Source organism: Luteimonas viscosa (assembly GCF_008244685.1).
Taxonomy (GTDB): domain Bacteria; phylum Pseudomonadota; class Gammaproteobacteria; order Xanthomonadales; family Xanthomonadaceae; genus Luteimonas; species Luteimonas viscosa.
Window position 1 is genome coordinate 1,961,276 of the sequence record NZ_VTFT01000001.1, and the last position, 18,928, is coordinate 1,980,203.

The 18,928-nt window shown below is 71.4% G+C and carries 16 protein-coding genes; 14 read left to right on the forward strand and 2 right to left on the reverse strand.

Annotated elements, in window-relative coordinates:
* Positions 1-33: 33 nt before the first annotated feature.
* The 10 genes from cheY to FZO89_RS08705 are packed head-to-tail and all read left to right on the forward strand — an operon-like array spanning position 34 to position 8,890.
* Positions 34-426 carry a chemotaxis response regulator CheY gene (gene cheY / locus FZO89_RS08660; RefSeq protein ID WP_149102873.1) on the forward strand — a complete coding sequence of 131 codons (393 nt, stop codon included), beginning with the start codon at positions 34-36 and terminating at the stop codon, positions 424-426.
* On the forward strand, positions 423-1,049 hold the full coding sequence (locus FZO89_RS08665; protein ID WP_262378582.1) for a protein phosphatase CheZ: 627 nt from the start codon (positions 423-425) through the stop codon (positions 1,047-1,049). The genes cheY and FZO89_RS08665 overlap by 4 nt, the downstream gene beginning before the upstream one ends.
* A 4-nt stretch (positions 1,050-1,053) precedes the next feature.
* Positions 1,054-2,883: a chemotaxis protein CheA gene (locus tag FZO89_RS08670; protein ID WP_149102874.1), complete on the forward strand. Its 1,830-nt coding sequence runs from the start codon at positions 1,054-1,056 to the stop codon at positions 2,881-2,883.
* 7 nt (positions 2,884-2,890) lie between these two features.
* A complete protein-coding gene (locus FZO89_RS08675; protein WP_149102875.1) occupies positions 2,891-3,631 on the forward strand; it encodes a flagellar motor protein in 741 nt (246 codons plus the stop codon).
* A gap of 5 nt (positions 3,632-3,636) precedes the next feature.
* Positions 3,637-4,656, forward strand: coding sequence for a flagellar motor protein MotD (gene motD / locus FZO89_RS08680; protein ID WP_149102876.1), 1,020 nt, complete (start codon positions 3,637-3,639; stop codon positions 4,654-4,656).
* A 1-nt stretch (position 4,657) separates the two neighbouring features.
* Positions 4,658-5,431, forward strand: a complete 774-nt coding sequence (locus FZO89_RS08685) for a ParA family protein (protein ID WP_149102877.1) — start codon at positions 4,658-4,660, stop codon at positions 5,429-5,431.
* Positions 5,428-6,114 carry a chemotaxis protein CheW gene (locus FZO89_RS08690; RefSeq protein ID WP_149102878.1) on the forward strand — a complete coding sequence of 229 codons (687 nt, stop codon included), beginning with the start codon at positions 5,428-5,430 and terminating at the stop codon, positions 6,112-6,114. Before FZO89_RS08685 ends, FZO89_RS08690 begins: the two co-directional genes overlap by 4 nt.
* A 58-nt stretch (positions 6,115-6,172) precedes the next feature.
* Positions 6,173-6,523, forward strand: a complete 351-nt coding sequence (locus FZO89_RS08695; protein WP_187471095.1) for an STAS domain-containing protein — start codon at positions 6,173-6,175, stop codon at positions 6,521-6,523.
* On the forward strand, positions 6,520-6,888 hold the full coding sequence (locus FZO89_RS08700) for a response regulator (protein WP_149102880.1): 369 nt from the start codon (positions 6,520-6,522) through the stop codon (positions 6,886-6,888). Before FZO89_RS08695 ends, FZO89_RS08700 begins: the two co-directional genes overlap by 4 nt.
* 1 nt (position 6,889) lies before the next feature.
* The gene (locus tag FZO89_RS08705) at positions 6,890-8,890 is read left to right on the forward strand and encodes a chemotaxis protein CheA (protein ID WP_149102881.1); all 2,001 of its coding nucleotides are present in this window, start codon (positions 6,890-6,892) and stop codon (positions 8,888-8,890) included.
* A 1,052-nt stretch (positions 8,891-9,942) separates the two neighbouring features.
* On the opposite strand, the gene motB is transcribed toward FZO89_RS08705, so the two are convergent.
* Both motB and motA read right to left on the reverse strand, forming a co-directional pair.
* Positions 9,943-10,806: a flagellar motor protein MotB gene (gene motB / locus FZO89_RS08710; RefSeq protein WP_149102882.1), complete on the reverse strand. Its 864-nt coding sequence runs from the start codon at positions 10,804-10,806 to the stop codon at positions 9,943-9,945.
* A gap of 12 nt (positions 10,807-10,818) precedes the next feature.
* On the reverse strand, positions 10,819-11,679 hold the full coding sequence (gene motA / locus FZO89_RS08715; protein ID WP_149102883.1) for a flagellar motor stator protein MotA: 861 nt from the start codon (positions 11,677-11,679) through the stop codon (positions 10,819-10,821).
* Positions 11,680-11,883: 204 nt separating this feature from the next.
* Here motA and FZO89_RS08720 point away from each other — a divergent pair, with 204 nt between their 5' ends.
* The 4 genes from FZO89_RS08720 (at position 11,884) to FZO89_RS18990 (ending at position 18,480) form a co-directional block, all read left to right on the forward strand.
* On the forward strand, positions 11,884-12,402 hold the full coding sequence (locus FZO89_RS08720) for a chemotaxis protein CheW (protein WP_149102884.1): 519 nt from the start codon (positions 11,884-11,886) through the stop codon (positions 12,400-12,402).
* A gap of 59 nt (positions 12,403-12,461) precedes the next feature.
* Positions 12,462-14,762 carry a methyl-accepting chemotaxis protein gene (locus FZO89_RS18985; protein ID WP_149102885.1) on the forward strand — a complete coding sequence of 767 codons (2,301 nt, stop codon included), beginning with the start codon at positions 12,462-12,464 and terminating at the stop codon, positions 14,760-14,762.
* A 149-nt stretch (positions 14,763-14,911) separates the two neighbouring features.
* Complete coding sequence (locus FZO89_RS08730; protein ID WP_149102886.1) at positions 14,912-16,060, forward strand: OprO/OprP family phosphate-selective porin; 1,149 nt, start codon at positions 14,912-14,914, stop codon at positions 16,058-16,060.
* Positions 16,061-16,233: 173 nt separating this feature from the next.
* Positions 16,234-18,480: a methyl-accepting chemotaxis protein gene (locus tag FZO89_RS18990; RefSeq protein ID WP_149102887.1), complete on the forward strand. Its 2,247-nt coding sequence runs from the start codon at positions 16,234-16,236 to the stop codon at positions 18,478-18,480.
* Positions 18,481-18,928: the final 448 nt, after the last annotated feature.

Genomic DNA, 18,928 nt, shown 5'->3' on the forward strand with positions numbered 1-18,928 from the left:
CAACCACACACACGCAACCCGAAAGAGGTCCGCATGGACAAGAACATCCGCATCCTGATCGTCGACGACTTCTCGACCATGCGTCGCATCGTCAAGAACCTGCTCAACGACCTGGGCTTCTTCAACACCACCGAGGCCGACGACGGCAGCACCGCCCTGATCGAGCTGCGCAAGGGTCCGTTCGACCTGGTGATCACCGACTGGAACATGCCCGGCATGCCCGGCATCGACCTGCTCAAGGCGATCCGCGCCGACGCCGCGCTGGCGAAGACGCCGGTGCTGCTGGTGACCGCCGAGGCCAAGCGCGAGCAGATCATCGAGGCCGCGCAGGCGGGCGTGAACGGCTACGTGATCAAGCCGTTCACCGCCGCCACCCTCGGCGACAAGCTCGGCAAGGTGTTCGAGCGCCTCGGGGCCGCGGCGTGAGCGCGGCGCCCGCCGCCATCGCGCCGGGCGCCGGTGCGATCGATGAGCGCGCCGCGCTGATCGAGTGCCTGCATGCCGCGCTCGCGGCGCTCGAGGACCAGGACGACCAGGCCTGGCGCAGCAACGTCGACGAGCTCATCCAGTGGCGCACGCAGCCGCTGGTGCAGGGGCTGGTCAAGCTCGCGCGCGAGCTCGAGCAGGCGCTCGGCACCGGCACCGGCGGCGGTTCGCTGCCCGAGGCCTGCCTGCGCCTGGAGCACGTGGTCAAGGTCAGCGAGGAGGCCAGCCACCACACCCTGGACCTGATCCAGGAGTGCCGGATCCTGCTCGGCACCCTGCCCACCACCGATGCCGATGCCGAAGCGGCCACGGTTTCGGCGGTGCGCGCGCGGCTGTCCGAGATGACCGCGGCCCAGGGCTACCAGGACCTCACCGGACAGATCATCCGCCGCGTGGTGGAGCTGGTGCGTACCGTGCACGAAGGCCTGGGCGAATACGCGCCGGGCGCCGACCGCCCGCTGCAGCTCTCCAGCCACGGCTACGGCCCCTCGATCCAGGGGCTGGACGCGCCGGCCGCGACCCAGGACGACGCCAACCACCTGCTCTCGTCGCTGGGCCTGTAGGGTCATGTCGTCCGTCGCCTCCGACATCTGCGCCGACTTCCTGGTCGAGGTCGGCGAGATCCTCGACCAGCTCGGCGAGCAGATGGTCGCGCTCGAGCGCGCGCCCGCCGACCGCGAGTGCCTGAACGCGGTGTTCCGCGGCTTCCACACCATCAAGGGCGGCGCCGGCTTCCTCGACTTCACCACCATGGTCTCGGTGTGCCACGCGGTCGAGGACCGCCTCAATGCGGCGCGCGACGGCAGTGCGCCGCTCGACGCGGCGGCGTTCGACGGCGTGCAGCAGGGCATCGACCTGCTGGTGGACATGCTCGGCTGCATCTCCGGCGGAATCGAGCCGACGCCGGCGCCCGAAGCGCTGCTGGCCGCGTTGCGGGACGGCGCGAACATCGCGGCCGCGCCGGCGCCGGCACCGGTCGCCGTCGTCGCGGCCGCGCCGGCCGCCGACGATTCCATCGACGACCTCGATTTCGAGGCGCTGCTCGACAGCCTGCACGGCACCGGCGGCGTGCCCGGCGAGTCCACACCGCCAGCCCCCGCGCCGGCACCGGCACTTGCGCCTGCGCCCGTACCCGCGCCTCCGCGACCCGCCCCCGCGGCACCCGTGGCGCGCGCGCCGGCGGGCGCACCCGCCGCGCACGACGCCGACGTCACCGTGCGCGTGGACGTGCGCCGGCTCGACGCCATGGTCAACCTGGTGGGCGAACTGGTGCTCGCGCGCAACCGGCTCAAGACCCTGCGACCGCGCCTGCGCGACGACGACCTCGACCGCGCCGTCGCCTCGCTCGACGTCGCCACCTCGCGCCTGCAGGGCGCGGTCATGACCGCGCGCATGCAGCCGGTGGGACGCGTGTTCGCGCGCTTCCCGAAGCTGGCGCGCGACGTCGCCCGCCAGTTGCAGAAGCAGGTGCAGCTGGACGTGGTGGGCGCCGACACCGAACTCGACCGCAACCTGGTCGAGGCCCTGGCCGACCCGCTGGTGCACCTGGTGCGCAACGCCATCGACCACGGCATCGAGATGCCCGAGGCGCGCCGCCGCGCCGGCAAGCCCGAGCAGGGCCTGGTGCGCCTGAGCGCGCAGCAGGAAGGCGACCACGTCGCCATCGAGGTGCGCGACGACGGCGCCGGGATCGATCCCGACAAGATCCGCCGGATCGCGGTCGAGAAGCGCCTGGTGGACGACGACGACGCCGCGCGCCTGTCCGCGGATGAATGCCTGCAGCTGCTGTTCCTTCCCGGCTTCTCCACCCGCGACGAGGTCAGCGACCTGTCCGGCCGCGGCGTCGGCATGGACGTGGTCCAGTCGCGCATCCGCGAGCTGTCCGGCACGGTGCAGATCCATTCGGAGATCGGCGCCGGCTCGCGCTTCGCGATCCGGGTGCCGCTGACGCTGGCGATCCTGCCCACCCTGCTGGTCGAGGTGGCCGGCGACGTCTACGCGCTGCCGCTGGTGCGCGTGGTCGAGGTGCTGTCGCACGATCCGGGCAAGGCGCTGTGGATCGACGGCCAGCGCGTGCTCGACCTGCGCCAGCAGCCGCTGCCGCTGCTGGGCCTGCGCGACTGGCTGGGGATGGAGCCGGCGCCCTTGCCGGACTCGACCTGCGTGGTCCTGCAGTCCGGCGAACAACGCTACTGCCTGGCCGTGGACCGGGTGCGCGGGCGCGAGGAGGTGGTGATCAAGGCGCTGCCGTCGACCCTGCGCGGGCTGCCCGGCTATGCCGGCGCCAGCCTGATCGGCGACGGCCGCATGGCCCTGATCCTGGACGTCGACGCGCTGCTCGGCAGCGGCCTGCGCGTGCCCGGCCTGCGTTCAAGTAAGCCCGCCGTCGACCGTTAACCAGGCAATGGACAGACTCAGTCTCATCGGCGCCGTGCTCGCGATCGTCGCGCTGGTCGGCGGCAGCATCCTCAAGGGCTCCGGCCTGTCCGGCCTGTGGTCGCCGGCGGCGTTCGTGATCGTGATCGTCGGCACCATCGCCGCGATCCTGCTGCAGACCTCGATGCCCACCTTCATGCGCGCCCTGAAGATGGTGGCCTGGGTGTTCAAGCCGCCGGCGCACGACCATGCCGCGGTGATCGCCCAGATCGTCGAGTGGTCGACCACCGCGCGCAAGCAGGGCCTGCTCGGGCTGGAGGCGCAGGTCGCGCTGCAGTCCGACCCGTTCCTGGGCAAGGGCCTGCAGATGGTGGTCGACGGGGTCGAGCCCGAATCCATCCGGCAGATGCTGGAGATCGAACTGCACGGCCAGAGCGCGCGCGACCTCGCCGCCGCCAAGGTGTTCGAAGGCATGGGCATCTACGCGCCGACGCTTGGCATCATCGGCGCCGTGCTCGGCCTGATGGCGGTGATGAAGAACCTCGCCGACCCGAGCAAGCTCGGCCACGGCATCGCCGCCGCGTTCACCGCCACCATCTACGGCATCGGCGCCGCCAACCTGGCGCTGCTGCCGGTCGGCAACAAGCTCAAGACCCTGGTCAACGCGCAGACGCTCGAACGCGAGATGATCGTCGAGGGCCTGATCGCGATCGCCCAGGGCGAGAACCCGCGCAACATCGAAGCCCGGCTCAGCGGCTACGTGCACTGACCGCCATGGCACGCCGGCACCAGCACGAGGAACACCAGAACCACGAAGCCTGGGCCGTGCCCTACGGCGACCTGGTGACCCTGCTGCTCGCCTTCTTCGTCGTGATGTACGCGATCTCCTCGGTCAACGAGGGCAAGTACCGCGCGGTCTCCGACGCACTGTCGTCCGCCTTCGGCGGCCCGCCGCGTTCGATCACGCCGATCCAGCTGGGCCAGACCCAGCTGCGCGGATCCTCGTTCGACCGGCCGTCGCTGATGACCCCGGGGGCGAAGACCGGCCCGACCGCCACCAGCCCGGTGAGCAACGTGCGCATCCGCCAGATGCTGGACATGCCCACCGGCGCCTCGGGCGCGGGCGGGCGCACCCCGGAAGAGCAGCGGGCGGCCGAGGCGGCGGCGATGGACGCGAGCCTGCGCGGCGAATCGCAGCTCAACTCGCTGGGGCGACGCATCCAGCATGCGCTGGCCGAGCTGGTGCGCCAGGAACTGGTCACGGTGCGCCGCGGCCGGACCTTCCTCGAGGTCGAGATCCAGAGCGACATCCTGTTCGCCAGCGGCGTCGCCGCCCCCAGCCCGGTCGCGACCGCCACCGTGCGCAAGCTGGGCGCGGTGCTGCGCGACGAAGCCAACGCGGTCCGGGTCGAGGGCTACACCGACGACCTGCCCATCAGCACCGCGACGTTCCCGTCCAACTGGGAGCTGTCGGCGGCACGCGCGGCCAGCGTGGTCCACGTGCTCGCCGGCGAGGGCGTCGATCCCGGCCGCCTGGCCGTGGTCGGCTACGGCGAGCACCAGCCGGTGGCCGACAACGCCACCGCCGAGGGTCGCAATGCCAACCGGCGCGTGCTGCTGGTGATCCTGGCCGCGCCCGACGGCGTCGACGCGATTCCCTCGGACGGCCCGGAGATCGCGGTGGACCTGCCGCAGGCCGCGCCGGTCGACCCGGCCGCGGTCGAAGCCGAGGCGGTATTGCCCGCCGCGGTCGCGGCATCGGCCGTCCCCGCCTCCCATGCCGGAGCGTACTGACATGCAGGTCTGGGCGATCGCGAACCAGAAGGGCGGCGTCGGCAAGACCACCACCAGCCTGTGCCTGGCGCGCGGGCTGGCGCAGGGCGGGGGGCGGGTGCTGCTGGTCGACCTCGATCCGCACGCCTCGCTCACCCGCGCATTCGCGGTGCCGACCGATCCGCCGCCCGCCGGCACCCACGACCTGTTCACCGGCACCAGCGCCAGCCTGGCCGCACTGGCGCGACCCACCGACATCCCCGGCGTGCAGCTGGTGGCCGCGCAGCCCGCGCTGGCCACGCTGGAACGGCGCGGCTCGACCCAGCCCGGCCTCGGCCTGGCGCTGGGACGCGCGCTGCACGCGGTGCATGCCAGCTACGACCACGTGCTGCTCGACTGCCCGCCGACCCTGGGCCTGCTGATGGTCAACGCGCTGGCCGCGGCCGACCGCCTGGTGGTCCCGACCCAGACCGACCCGCTGGCGCTGCACGGCCTGGCCGACATGCTCCGCACCGCCGCGATGGTCGAGCGTTCGCGCCGGCGGCCGTTGCCGCAGCACGTGCTGCCGACCCTGTTCGACCGGCGCACGCGCTCGGGCGTGCAGAGCCTGGAGCGGCTGCACGCGCAGTACGAAGGCCGGGTGTGGCCGGACGCGGTGCCGATGGACACCCGCCTGCGCGACGCGCACGGCCTCACCAGCGAAGCCGGCTGCGGCGGCCGCGGCGCCGACGCCTATGCGCGCGCGCTCGACTGGCTGCTGGCGCAGGTCCAGGCGCCGCAGAGGCAGGCGGCATGAATCCCGATGGTGCCAACGACGTGAACGACTACCTCGACGCCCTGCTCGACGACTCGGCGCCCGTCGCCGAACCCGCTGCCGCGCCGGCGACAGCGCCGGAGCCTGCGGCCGTCGCCGCGCCCGAGCCCATCCCCGCGCCCGTGCCTGCACCCAGGCCCGAACCCGCCAACCCGACGCCCTCGCCAGCGCCGTCCTCCGCCGCGCCGGCCGCGAAACCCGCCGCGACACCGGGGCGCGCCGTGACCGGCGTGCAGCCGGGCCCGATCACCATCGCCGCCAGCTCGCGCTGGTTGCGGGTGATCGTCGGCGGCGACAGCTATGCGCTGGAACTGCTGCGGGTGCAGGAAGTCGTCCGCGTCGTGCCGATCGTGCCGATGCGCGGCGCCATGCCCGCGGTCCTGGGGGTGATGAACCTGCGCGGGCGCATCGTGCCCGTGTTCGACCTGGGACTGTGGCTGCGCGCAGGACGGGTGGAGCCCGACGAACAGAGCCGGATCGTGGTCGTCGAACGCGACGACGAACTGATCGGCGTGCTGGTCAGCGCGGTCGAGGACGTGGTGACGCTCGGCCGCGACCGCATCGAGCCGCCGCTGCCCGGCAATGCCCCCGGCGTGGTCCTCGGCGTCGCCCGCGTCGGCGCCTGCCCGACCGTGCTGTTCGACGCCTACGCGCTCTACGGCTGATGCGCGGCGCGCTCAAGTCGCGCCCGCCGACGCCGTTAATCCTCACGACTGCATCGACGTGGCCAAGTCCATGAACCATCTCACGCTCCAAACCGACCTCGGGATCGAGCGCGTCGCCGACCTGCACGCGGCCTTGCAACCGCACCTGGAGGACGACGTGCCGCTGCAGCTCGCCGGCGACCGCGTCGAGCGCGTGCATGCCGCCGGGCTGCAACTGCTGCACGCCTTCGTCCGCGACCGCGCCGCGCGCGGCCAGAGCACCACCATCACCCAGGCATCGCCGGCGCTGGCCGCGGCCGCGCGCCAGCTCGCGCTCGCCGTCAGCCTCGGCGTCGACGGAACCGAACCGGAACGCAGCGACATGCACCCCACCGCAACCACCCTTCCCGCCACCGGAGCAACGGCATGAGCGCCAAGCAACTGCTCGTGGTCGACGACTCGACCTCGATGCGACAGATGGTCGCCTTCGCCCTGACCTCGGGCGGCTACGACGTGCGCGAGGCCGAGGACGGCCAAGCCGCGCTCGACATCGCGCGCACGCAGTCGTTCGACGCGGTGGTCACCGACGTCAACATGCCGCGCATGGACGGGATCTCGCTGATCCGCGAACTGCGCCAGCTGCCGGCCTACCGCTTCACCCCGCTGCTGATGCTCACCACCGAGTCCGGCGGCGACAAGAAGATGGAAGGCAAGGCCGCCGGCGCCACCGGCTGGCTGGTCAAGCCGTTCGATCCCGAACAACTGGTCGCGACCCTGCGCAAGGTCCTCGCCTGAGATGGACATCACCCGCTTCCATGCCGCGTTCTTCGAGGAGAGCCGCGAAGGCCTCGATGCGATGGAGAGCGGCCTGCTCTCGCTGGAATCCGGCGGCGCCGGCGCCGACCCGGAGACCATCAACGTCATCTTCCGCGCGGCGCATTCGATCAAGGGCGGCGCGGCGACGTTCGGCTTCTCCAGCGTCACCGACCTGACCCACCTGCTGGAAACCCTGCTCGACGAGGCACGCGCCGGACGTCGCGTGCTGGACCCGGTGGCGATCGGCGCCCTGCTCGCGTCCGTGGATGTGCTGCGCAGCCTGCTCGGCGCCTGCGAACACGGCAGCGCGATCGACGCCGCGGCGCTGGCCGCCGCGCGCGCGGGGCTCGACGCCCTGCTCGCCGGCGACGGTCCCGCCATTTCCGCCACCACCGCGCAGACCGATGCGGCATCCGCCGCCGGTGACTGGCGCATCGGCTTCGCCCCGGCGCCGTCGCTGTTCCTCAGCGGCAACGACCCGCTGCGGATCCTGCGCGAGCTCGCCAGCCATGGCGAACTCGGGGTCGAGTGCCTCGATGCGCGACTGCCGGCGTTTTCCGAGATGGACCCGTTCGAGGCCTACCTGGCCTGGAACCTGACCCTGCCGGCCAGCGTGCCGCGCGCGGCGATCGACGAGGCGTTCGCCTGGGTGGTCGACGACTGCGAACTCGAGATCGCGGCCGCTTCCGCCGCGACGGCCGCTTCCGCCGGCCCCGCCGGCCCGGACCCTGCCGTGCCCACGGCAGCGGTGGCGGCCGAGGTCGCGGTGCCTTCCGGGCGCCGCAGCAGCGACAACGACAACTCGATCCGCGTCGCCGTGGCCAAGGTCGACGCGCTGATCAACCTGGTCGGCGAACTGGTGATCACCCAGGCGATGCTGCGCCAGCGCTCCGAACACCTCGACCCGGTCGCCAACGAGGCGCTGATGTCGGGCCTGGTGCAGCTCGAGCGCAACACCCGCGACCTGCAGGAATCGGTCATGGGCGTGCGCATGCTGCCGGTCGACTTCGCCTTCAGCCGCTTCCCGCGCATGGTCCGCGACCTGGCGACGCGGCTCGAGAAGAAGGTGAACCTGCGCACGCACGGCGAAGCCACGGAACTGGACAAGGGCGTGATCGAGAAGATCGTCGACCCGCTGGTGCACCTGGTGCGCAACGCCATCGACCACGGCCTCGAGCTGCCCGCCGACCGCCGCGCCGCCGGTAAGGACGAGACCGGCACGGTGACCCTCAGCGCTGCCCACCAGGGCGCCAACATCGTCATCGAGATCGGCGACGACGGCCGTGGCCTCGACCGCGACCGGATCCTGCGCAAGGCCGCCGAGCGCGGCATCGCGATGCCCGACAACCCGACCGATGCCCAGGTCTGGGACCTGGTGTTCGCGCCGGGGTTCTCGACCGTCGACAAGCTCACCGACCTGTCCGGCCGCGGCGTCGGCATGGACGTGGTCAAGAAGAACATCGCCGCCCTCGGCGGCCAGGTCGAGATCCGCAGCCGCACCGGCCAGGGCACGACCGTGGCGATCCGCCTGCCGCTGACCATGGCCATCGTCGACGGCATGTCGGTGGCGGTCGGCGACGAGGTCTTCATCGTGCCGCTGGGCATGGTGATCGAATCGCTGCTGCCGACCGCGGCCGACGTGCGCACCATCGCCGGCGAAGCGCGCGTGCTGCGCGTGCGCGAGGACTACCTGCCGCTGCTCAACCTCGCCGACCAGTACGGGTTGCCGGCGGCCGCCCGCGACCAGGGCGGCGACGCGCCGCCGCGGATCGCGGTGGTGGTCGAGGCCGACGGCCGCCGGCTGGCGCTGGAGGTCGACGAACTGCTCGGCCAGCAGCAGGTCGTGGTCAAGAATCTAGAGAGCAACTACCGCCGGGTCCCCGGCGTCTCCGGCGCCACCATCCTCGGCGATGGCCGGGTCGCACTGATCGTCGACGCCGGCGGCCTCGCCCAGGCCGCGCCGTTGCCGGTCGCCGCCTGACGCGCCCTCCAGCCTCCCCGTAGCCCGGGTAAGCGAAGCGCACCCGGGACCGCCCCTCGATCGAACGGCCGCACATCCCGTCCACCGAAGCGGCCGTTCGCACACGCGGCGCCCCGGATGCGGCCTTCGGCCTTATCCGGGCTACGGAGATCCCGATTGCGTAGCCCGGGTAAGCGCAGCGCACCCGGGGCCACCGCTGCGTCGCTCCGGCAAGGCGCTCCGCATCGGAATCCCTTCTTCAGACCGTGCGCCTCTTCCGAGGCACGTGAACCACGCCCCGGCGTCTTGACCGCGCTCGATCCGGACACCGTGCCCCTCGTCCATCGATGCGAGTGGTGGACGGCTCGGTTCCGGATGCGGCCTTCGGCCTTATCCGGGCTACGGAGATCCCGATCGCGTAGCCCGGGTAAGCGAAGCGCACCCGGGGCCACCGCTGCGTCGCTCCGGCAAGGCGCTCCGCATCGGAATCCCTTCTTCAGACCGTGCGCCTCTTCCGAGACACGTGAACCACGCCCCGGCGTCTTGACCGTGCTTCGATCCGGACACCGTGCCCCCGCCCGTCGATGCGATGGTGGACCGCGCGGCGCCCCGGATGCGGCCTTCGGCCTTATCCGGGCTACGGAGATCCCGATCGCGTAGCCCGGGTAAGCGCAGCGCACCCGGGGCCACCGCTGCGTCGCTCCGGCAAGGCGCTCCGCATCGGAATCCCTTCTTCAGACCGGGCACCTCTTCCGAGGCACGTGAACGACGCCCGGCGTCTAGACCGTGCTCGATCCGGACACCGTGCCCCTCGTCCATCGATGCGATGGTGGACCGCGCGGCGCCCCGGATGCGGCCTTCGGCCTTATCCGGGCTACGGAGATCCCGATCGCGTAGCCCGGGTAAGCGAAGCGCACCCGGGGAGGCGCCAAATGGCGTGGCGCTCCGCACGAAGTCCCGCGACGCACCGCGCTTCACCACGCATGATCCGACCCGCGCGCCGCATCCATCCTTGCGGCCATTGGCGCACGGGAAGTCCCGGATGCGGCCTTCGGCTTGTCCGGGCGACGCGCTCAGGGCGCGCCGTGGACTTCGGCGGCGTTGCGCTCGGCCGCGCTGTTCAGCACCACGATGCTGATCCGGCGGTTCACCGGGTTGTCCGGATCGGTGCGGTCGAACGGCACCGAGGACGCCAAGCCCACCACGCGCGAGAGCTTCTCTTCCGCCAGGCCGCCCGCCACCAGTGCGCGCCGCGCTGCGTTCGCGCGTTCGGCCGACAGCTCCCAGTTGCTGTATCCGCTGCGACCCGAATAGGGCGTGGTGTCGGTGTGGCCGGAGATCGCCACCCGGTTCCCGACCCGGTTGAAGTAGCCGGCCAGCTCGAACAGGATGGCGCGGGTGTAGTCCTTGAGCGTCGGCGAGCCGAGGTCGAACATCGGCCGGTTGTGCGCGTCGACGATCTGGATGCGCAGGCCCTCGGGCGTGATGTCGATCAGCAGCTGGTCCTTGAACGGCGCCAGCGCCTGGCTGCTGGCGACGGCTTCCTCGAGCGCGCGCTTGAGCGCCTCGAGGTTGCGGCGGTCGGTCTCGTCGCCGGCGCGCTGCGCGGCCGCGGGGTCGCCGCTCGGGCCGGCCTGCGGCGGCTTGCGGACGTGGTCGAACATCTTGATCGGCGCGTCGCCCGCGCCGCCGGGGCCGTTGCTCCCGGGCGCCATGCTCGCGGCCCGGCCCTCGACCGCGCTGGGATTCTTGAAGTAGTCGGCGATGCCGCCGAGCTGTTCCTGCGGCATCGTGGCCACCAGCCACATCACCATGAAGAAGGCCATCATCGCGGTCACGAAATCCGCGTACGCGACCTTCCAGGCGCCGCCGTGGTGGGCGTGCGCCCCGCGCTTCTTCTTGCGGACGATGATGATCGGTTGCAGCGCGGCGGCCATGGCGGTGCTCCGTCAGCCCTTCGCGGCCTTGAGGTCGGCTTCCAGGTCCTGGAAGCTCGGGCGCACGTCGGAGAACAGCAGCTTGCGCGCGAACTCGATCGCCACCGCCGGGGCATAGCCGCGCAGCGAGGCCACCAGCGCCATCTTCACCACCTCGAACGCCTTGCCTTCCTCCTGCGCGCGCTTCTCCATCGCCGAGGAGACCGGGCCGACGTAGCCGTACGCCAGGAAGATGCCGAGGAAGGTGCCGACCAGGGCCGAGGCCACCTTCTGCCCGATCTCCGCCGGCGGCGCGCTGCCGACGATCGACATCGTGTTGATGATCCCCAGCACCGCGGCGACGATGCCGAAGCCCGGCAGCGCGTCGGCGACCTTCTGCACCGAGTTCGCCGGCTCCAGCGCCTCGTGGTGGTGGGTCTCCAGCTCGTACTCGAGCAGCGATTCGAGCTCGTGCGGGTTCATGTTGCCGCCGACCATCAGCCGCAGGCAGTCGGTGATGAAGTCGAGGATGTGGTGGTCGGCGAGGATCTTCGGGTACTTCTGGAAGATCGCGCTGTCCTTCGGGTTCTCGATGTGGTTCTCGATCGCCATCATCCCGTCGCGCCGCATCTTCTGCAGCAGCTCGTAGATCAGCTTCAGCAGCTCGACGTAGTCCACGCGCTGGTACCTCGGCCCCTTGAGCAGGCCGAGCGTGCCGCTCAGCGCCGCCTTCATGACCTTAGGCGGCGTGGCGATGACGTACGCGCCCAGGGCGGCGCCGCAGATCACGATGATCTCGTTCAGGTGCCACAGCGTCAGCAGCTTGCCGCCGACCATCATGAAACCGCCGAGCACGCTCGCGATGACCACGAGGGCTCCGATGATCAGGTACATGCTGGCGATCCGTGTTGGGCTCGCGTGGATAACGGCCCGCAACGTCCCGGCTTGAGCCTGTGGCACCACGCCGCGGCACGCCGGCGACGCGGCCCCGGCTAAAGAAACCGCGCGCCGGGCCGACATGGACGGAGTAGCCACCCGCCTGCCGCCGATCCCGGTGCGCAGCGGTTCCGACCTTCCGCCTCATCAGGACCGCCCTCCATGTCGCACCCGACCGAAACCGTCACCGCCCCCCGTGCCGCCGGCACCACGCACGCCGGCGAAGCCGGCAACGACGAGTTCCTGACCTTCGTCCTGGGCGAGGAGGAATACGGCGTCGACATCCTGCGCGTGCAGGAGATCCGCAGCTACGACGCGGTGACCCGCCTGCCCGACGCGCCCGACTACATCAAGGGCGTGATCAACCTGCGCGGCATCATCGTGCCGGTGGTGGACATGCGGCTGAAGTTCCGCCTCGCGAAGGCCGAATACAACGCGCTGACGGTGATGATCGTGCTCAGCGTGGGCGGCCGCGTGGTCGGGATGGTCGTCGACAGCGTGTCCGACGTGGTGCGTCTGGGCGGCGAACAGATCCGCGCGGTGCCGGAGATCGGCGCCACCATCGACCGCCAGTTCCTGACCGGCATCGGCACGCTCGACGAGCGCATGCTGATCCTGCTCGACATCGAGCGCCTGATGGGCCACGAGGACATGGGTCTGGTGGCCGCGCAGGCCGCCTGAACCAGGGCGACCGCATTCCGCGCCCGCGCCGCGGGCGCCGCACTTCCGGATCCGACGCCATGCGCAACAACCTCCCCGTCACCCGGCGCGAATTCGTGCTGGAAGGCGACGACCTGCTGGTCTCGCGCACCGACCTGCGCGGCACCATCGTCTACGTGAACCCGGAGTTCGTGCGCGTCAGCGGATTCACTGAAGCCGAGCTCATCGGCCAGCCGCACAACCTGATCCGGCACCCGGACATGCCGGTCGAGGCGTTCGCCGACTTCTGGCGCACGCTCAAGGCCGGGCGGCCCTGGGTGGGCATGGTCAAGAACCGGCGCAAGGACGGCGACCACTACTGGGTGGTGGCGCACGTCACGCCCTACCACGAGGGCGCGGAGCACGTGGGCTACATGTCGGTGCGGCGCAAGGCCGGCCGCGCCGAGATCGCCGCGGCCGAACGCGACTACGCCGCGATGCGCGCCGGCACGACCCCGCTGCGCATCCGCCACGGCGCGCTGGCCGCACCCGACCGCCTGCGCGCACTCAACCCGCTGTGGCGTCTGTCGCTGCGGCAGCGCCTGCTGCTGGCGGCCGCCGGCGTCGGCGGGCTCGGCGCGGCCCTGGTGCTGCTCGCTTCGGCGGGCATGTCGCTGCCGGCGCTGCTCGCGATCGTCGCCGGCGCCACGGCCGCGGCCGGCTACTGCGCCTGGTGGCTGTCGTCGGATGTGCTCGGCCGCCTCGATGCCGCGGTCGCGCACCTGCGCGACTTCGCCAGCGGCGAATACACGCACTCCATCGCCATCGACCGCGACGACGAGGTCGGCCGCGTGCTGCTCGGGCTCAAGTCGATGCAGATCCGTCTCGGCTTCGAGATCGAGGACCGGCGCCGCGAGGCCGCGCAGATGGCGCGCGTGCGCAGCGCGCTCGACGCCGCCTCCACCAGCGTGCTGGTGGCCGGCCACGACCACGCCATCGTCTACGCCAACCCCGCCGCACGCGACATGCTCGCTGCCGCCGAAGCGGACCTGCGGGGCGTCGTCCCCGGTTTCTCCGCGGCGTCGCTCGACGGCAGCGCGCTGCATGCGCTCGACCACGCGCCGGAGGCGCAGCGCGAGCGCCTGTCGACGCTGGCGGCGCCGCATCCCTACCGCATCGCCTTCGGCGCCCGCACCTTCGACGTCACCGCCACGCCGGTGGTCGATGCCCGCGGCGCGCGCCTGGGCACCGTCGCCGAATGGCGCGACCGCACCGTGGAGCTGGGCCTGGAGCGCGAGGTCGAGACGGTGGTCGCGGCCGCCGCGGACGGCGACTTCAGCCGCCGTCTCGACCTGCACGGCGCCACCGGCTTCGTGCACGCGGTCGGCACCGGACTGGGGCGCCTGATGCAGGCCACCGAACGCAGCCTGCGCGAGACCGCCGGCGTGCTCGACGCGCTGTCGCACGGCGACCTGCGTCCGCGCATCACCAGCGACATGGGCGGCCTGTTCGGCGAGATGAAGTCGAGCACCAACGCCGCCGTCGACCAGCTCGCGCAGCTGGTGGCCGACATCCAGGGCGCCACCCGCACGATCGGCGAGGCCGCGGCGGGGATCGCCGAAGGCAACACCGACCTGTCCACCCGCACCGGCCAGCAGGCGGCGAGCCTGCAGGAAACCGCGAGCTCGATGGAACAGCTGACCGCGACCGTGCGCCAGAACGCCGAGAACGCGCTGCGCGCCAACGGCCTGGCCGCCGGCGCCGGGGAAGTCGCCGAGGACGGCGGCAAGGTGGTCGCCGACGTGATCGCGACGATGGCCGCGATCAGCGAATCCTCGCGCCGGATCACCGACATCATCGGCGTGATCGACGGCATCGCCTTCCAGACCAACATCCTCGCGCTCAACGCCGCGGTGGAAGCCGCGCGCGCGGGCGAGGAAGGCCGCGGCTTCGCGGTCGTGGCCTCCGAAGTGCGCAGCCTGGCATTGCGCTCGGCCGACGCGGCGCGCGAGATCAAGGCGCTGATCGCAGACTCCGCGACCAAGGTCGAGCAAGGCGCGGGCCGCGTCGACCAGGCCGGCCGCACCATGACCGAGATGGTCACCGCGGTCGGGCGCGTCACCGACATCATGGCCGAGATCAGCAGCGCCTCGCGCGAGCAGTCGGTTGGCATCGAACAGGTCAACCACACCGTGACCCAGCTCGACGAGGCCACCCAGCAGAACGCGGCCCTGGTCGAGCAGGCCTCGGCCGCGGCGCGCAGCCTGCAGGAGCAGGCGGCCGGACTGGCCTCGGCGGCGGCGCGCTTCCGCCTGGACGAAGCGCCCGGCATGCGCGCGCAGCAGGAACGGACAGCGCCCGTGCGCTCCGGTGCGACCCGCCGCGCACGGGCGCTCGCCTAAAGCTCCGCCGGCCACGGCCGAAAACTAGGGAGGCCGGCACATCGTCGTGCCGGCGGCGGCCGCCAGGCGGCCGCATCCCAGATCCTTCCGGCGCAGCCGCGCCAACCACCCAACTCGCCCGGCGCCAGCGCGCCAGGCAGGAGCCGCTCGTGCGCATCCAGATCCTGATCCTCGCTTCCGCCCTCGCCGCCGCCGGCGGCGCCCACGCCGCCGACTGGCGCGACATCTCGTTCAAGGCGCCCGCCGGTGCCCTGGGCGAGTTCGGCTTCACCGCCAACTGGGCCTACGACCACAACGGCTTCGGCCACCTCGGCCAGGGCATCGACGCGGACGCGTTCGCCGACGACAGCCATTTCCGCCGCCGCGAAGTGGGCGTGTCGCTGAAGCGCAAGGACGTCTACGAGCTGACGGTGCAGCGCGACCTCGAGTCGGAGACGTGGATGGACGTGACCGTGAAGCTGCATTCGAAGGGGCTGCTGGGCCGCGACCTCGGCGCGTTGCGCATCGGCCAGTTCAAGACCCCGGTCGGCTTCGACGCCGTCGGCGCCTCGCGCACCACGCCGTTCCTGGAACAGGCGCTGCCGGTGCAGGCCGCGTACGCCGGGCGCCGCGTCGGTGCCGAATGGTCGCTGCAGCGGCCGGCATACCTGGCCAGCGTGGCCTGGTTCGACGGCAACGACCTCGAGGGCGGCAATGCCGGCAGCACCCTCGCCGGGCGCGCGGCCTGGGTGCCGCGCAACGACAAGGGCGATGTGCTGCACCTGGGCATCGCCGCCAGCCGCGAACGTCCGGACAGCGGCACGACGCGCCTGCGGGCGCGCCCCGAGGTCGCCCTCACCGACGTGCGCCTGGTCGATACCGGCAGCCTCGCCGGGGTCGAGTCGATCCAGCGCACCGGCCTGGAGGGCCTGTGGATCCGCGGCCCATGGTCGCTGCAGGGTGAAGTCCTCGACGTGCGCGCCAACCGCGACGGCGGGCTCGCCGACGTTTCCGGCAACGGCGCCTACCTGTTCGGCAGCTGGGTCGTGACCGGCGAATCGCGCGGCTACAACGGTTACGCCACCAACGTGGTGCCGGCGGCGACCTCCGCGCTCGAGGTGCTGCTGCGCTACAGCCAGCTCGACCTCGACGACGGCGCCATCCGCGGCGGTCGCCAGTCCGACTGGACCGTCGGCGTGAACTGGTACCTCGGCCGCAACGTCAAGCTGCAGGCCAACTACGTGTTCGCGTATGCGCGTCGCGCCGGCGTGCTGCGCGATCCGGAAGCCTTCGGCCTGCGCGCCCAGGTGCACTTCTGAGCCGAGCCGGCATCGCCCGCCCCGCCGGCTGAGCGTCGGTACGTTCAAGGTCGGGGCGGTCGCGCCGTTATCCGGAGCAGGACACGGGCCGTACGCGGCCCACGCCGCAAACCCTCATGCCACCACCGTGCGCCCCTGGCGACCGGTCCATCGATCGAACCAGGATCCACGACATGTTCAAGTCACTCAGCATCGGTAAACGCCTGACCATCGGCTTCGCCGCGCTCGCACTGCTGATCGTCGCCATCGGCGGTTTCGCAGTGCTGCGCATGGGCAAGATGCAGGAGGAAGTCCTGCACCTCACCCACCACTCCGTGCCCGCGATCCGCGACCTGGGCAGGATGGCCACCTCGCTGGCCGAGTACCGCGTCAGCGAACGCGGCCTGGTCAGCAGCGCCGGCGATCCCGCCAAGCTCGAGGAATACCGTGGCGAACTGGCAGCCGGCCGCGAGCAGTTCAAGGCGCTGGCAGAAGGGTATGCGGCGGCTATCGGCGAGGCCGGCACCGACGAGGCGTACGAGGATGCGATGTCCAAGACGGCCTTGTATTTCGAGAACAGCCAGCGTCTGGTGGATGCGCTGCAGGTGGGCGACCTCGCTCCCGCCTCTGCCGCGGCCGATCTACGGCAGGCAGCGGCCGACGCGATCGGAGTCGTCCTGGAGAACCGGCAGAAGGCGCTGGACGTCGCGGTCGCGACCCAGGAAGCCGACTATGCCGCCAGCCTCACTGCGATCGGCATCCTTCTCGCGCTAGCGCTGGCACTTGCCATCGCCGCCGCGATACTGATCACGCGATCGATCGTGCGTCCGCTGGCCGAAGTGATGGTTGCTGCCGACGCGGTGGCCCGCGGCGACCTCGAACGCCCAATCACGGTGGTCGAGCGCAGCGAGGTGGGCTCGCTCGCATCGTCAATGCGCGAGATGGTCGCCACGCTCAAGCGCTACACCGCCGCGCAACGCGAGATGCACGAAGCGCACGATGCCGGCACGATCAGCCACGCGATGCCTGCATCGGAGTTCCCCGGCGCGTACGGCACCATGGCCGCCGGGCTCAACGACCTGGTCGCTTCGCACCTCGCGGTGAACTTGCACGTCGTCGACACCGTCGCGCTGTATGCCCGCGGTGACCTGTCGCGCGATCTCGACCGGCTGCCGGGCGAGAAGGCGAAGATCACCACGACCATCGACGCGGTCAAGCAGTCGATGCTCGACAGCAATGCCGAGGTCCGGCGGCTGGTCGAGGCGGCCGTGGCCGGCGACTTCTCCCAGCGCGGCGACAGCGCCCGCTTCGAGTTCGCCTATCGCGAGCTGATCGAGAACCTGAACCAGCTGATGTCCAGCGCCGACGCGGGCCTGGGCGAGATCGGCAGCCTGCTCTCGGCGGTCGCCGAGGGCGACCTGTCGCGGCGCATCGACGCCGGTCTGGCCGGCCGCTTCGCAGACGTCGCCAGCGACGCCAACCGCACCGTCGACCGCCTGGCCGACATCGTCGGCCAGATCCGCAGCGGCAGCGATGCGATCAACTCGGCCGCGTCCGAGATCGCCGCCGGCAACGACGATCTCTCGCGCCGTACCGAGCAGCAGGCCGCCTCGCTGGAAGAGACCGCCTCGTCGATGGAGGAACTCACCTCCACCGTCCGCCAGAACGCCGACAACGCCCGCCAGGCCAACCAGCTCGCCATCGGTGCGGTCGACGTGGCCTCGCAGGGCGGCGAGGTGGTGGGCAAGGTCGTGCAGACCATGTCCGCCATCTCCGACTCCTCCAGCCGCATCGCCGACATCATCGGCGTGATCGACGGCATCGCCTTCCAGACCAACATCCTGGCGCTCAACGCCGCGGTCGAAGCCGCGCGCGCGGGCGAGCAGGGTCGCGGCTTCGCCGTGGTCGCCGCCGAGGTGCGCTCGCTGGCCCAGCGTTCGGCCGGCGCGGCCAAGGAGATCAAGCAGCTGATCACCGACTCGACCGACAAGGTCCGCCACGGCAACGAGCTGGTCGACCAGGCCGGCCGCACCATGGGCGAGATCGTGACCAGCGTGAAGCGGGTCACCGACATCATCGCCGACATCTCGGCCGCCTCGCAGGAGCAGAGCGCGGGCATCGAGCAGGTCAACCAGGCCATCACCCAGATGGACGAGAGCACCCAGCAGAACGCGGCGCTGGTGGAAGAAGCCACCGCGGCGGCGCGCAGCATGGAGCAGCAGGCCGGGCAGCTGGTGCAGACGGTGGCGGTGTTCCGGGTCCAGGACGGGCAGGCGGCACGCAGCGTTCGCAGCGAACCGGCCCCGGCGGCCTCGAGCGTGGTCGCCCTGCCCAAGCGGGCGCCGGCGGCCCCGCCGCGGGCCAAGCCCGCGCCGCGCGGCCGCGCCAAGGCGGCCCCGGTGGTCGCCGCCGAAGCCGCGGGCGAGTGGCAGGAGTTCTGATCGTCCACCGCATCTGTACGGCAACGGGGCGCTTCGGCGCCCCGTTGCTTTTCGCCTTCACGATCGAATGGCGAAAAAATCGTACCCGTGTGAAGTATTTGTGACGACATGCCGTTCCGCCGCCTCCATTCCGCGCGGCAGCCGCCGTTACCGGGAGCGCACTCCCGCTCACGTTTCTGTTGTTGGCAGAGCGGGTCGAATACTTTCCCGGCCGCAACCTACAGTCCGCCGCGGCAATGCCGATACAGGTCGCATGAGAATTTGTCTGGAAATGCCGCCCCCGTCACCCCCGGAAATCTTATAAGGCTTTCGCTGCTCGACGCACCGACAGCCTCATGTTTTGGGCCAGATACCCGCACCGCGGCTTTTCGCGGCTGTACATCACGCCTATTGAACGCCAGCGCCATTCAGGCCGCTCTGCGCCGCAGCTCCCAAATTCTCAGTTTGA

Excerpts from the sequence above, each read along its gene's own strand:
- motA (WP_149102883.1), bottom strand. The coding sequence starts at position 11,679 with ATGTACCTGATCATCGGAGCCCTCGTGGTCATCGCGAGCGTGCTCGGC.
- FZO89_RS08690 (WP_149102878.1), top strand. The coding sequence starts at position 5,428 with ATGAATCCCGATGGTGCCAACGACGTGAACGACTACCTCGACGCCCTG.
- FZO89_RS08685 (WP_149102877.1), top strand. The coding sequence starts at position 4,658 with ATGCAGGTCTGGGCGATCGCGAACCAGAAGGGCGGCGTCGGCAAGACC.
- FZO89_RS08700 (WP_149102880.1), top strand. The coding sequence starts at position 6,520 with ATGAGCGCCAAGCAACTGCTCGTGGTCGACGACTCGACCTCGATGCGA.
- FZO89_RS08670 (WP_149102874.1), top strand. The coding sequence starts at position 1,054 with ATGTCGTCCGTCGCCTCCGACATCTGCGCCGACTTCCTGGTCGAGGTC.
- FZO89_RS08705 (WP_149102881.1), top strand. The coding sequence starts at position 6,890 with ATGGACATCACCCGCTTCCATGCCGCGTTCTTCGAGGAGAGCCGCGAA.
- FZO89_RS08720 (WP_149102884.1), top strand. The coding sequence starts at position 11,884 with ATGTCGCACCCGACCGAAACCGTCACCGCCCCCCGTGCCGCCGGCACC.
- cheY (WP_149102873.1), top strand. The coding sequence starts at position 34 with ATGGACAAGAACATCCGCATCCTGATCGTCGACGACTTCTCGACCATG.
- motD (WP_149102876.1), top strand. The coding sequence starts at position 3,637 with ATGGCACGCCGGCACCAGCACGAGGAACACCAGAACCACGAAGCCTGG.
- motB (WP_149102882.1), bottom strand. The coding sequence starts at position 10,806 with ATGGCCGCCGCGCTGCAACCGATCATCATCGTCCGCAAGAAGAAGCGC.
- FZO89_RS08675 (WP_149102875.1), top strand. The coding sequence starts at position 2,891 with ATGGACAGACTCAGTCTCATCGGCGCCGTGCTCGCGATCGTCGCGCTG.
- FZO89_RS18990 (WP_149102887.1), top strand. The coding sequence starts at position 16,234 with ATGTTCAAGTCACTCAGCATCGGTAAACGCCTGACCATCGGCTTCGCC.
- FZO89_RS18985 (WP_149102885.1), top strand. The coding sequence starts at position 12,462 with ATGCGCAACAACCTCCCCGTCACCCGGCGCGAATTCGTGCTGGAAGGC.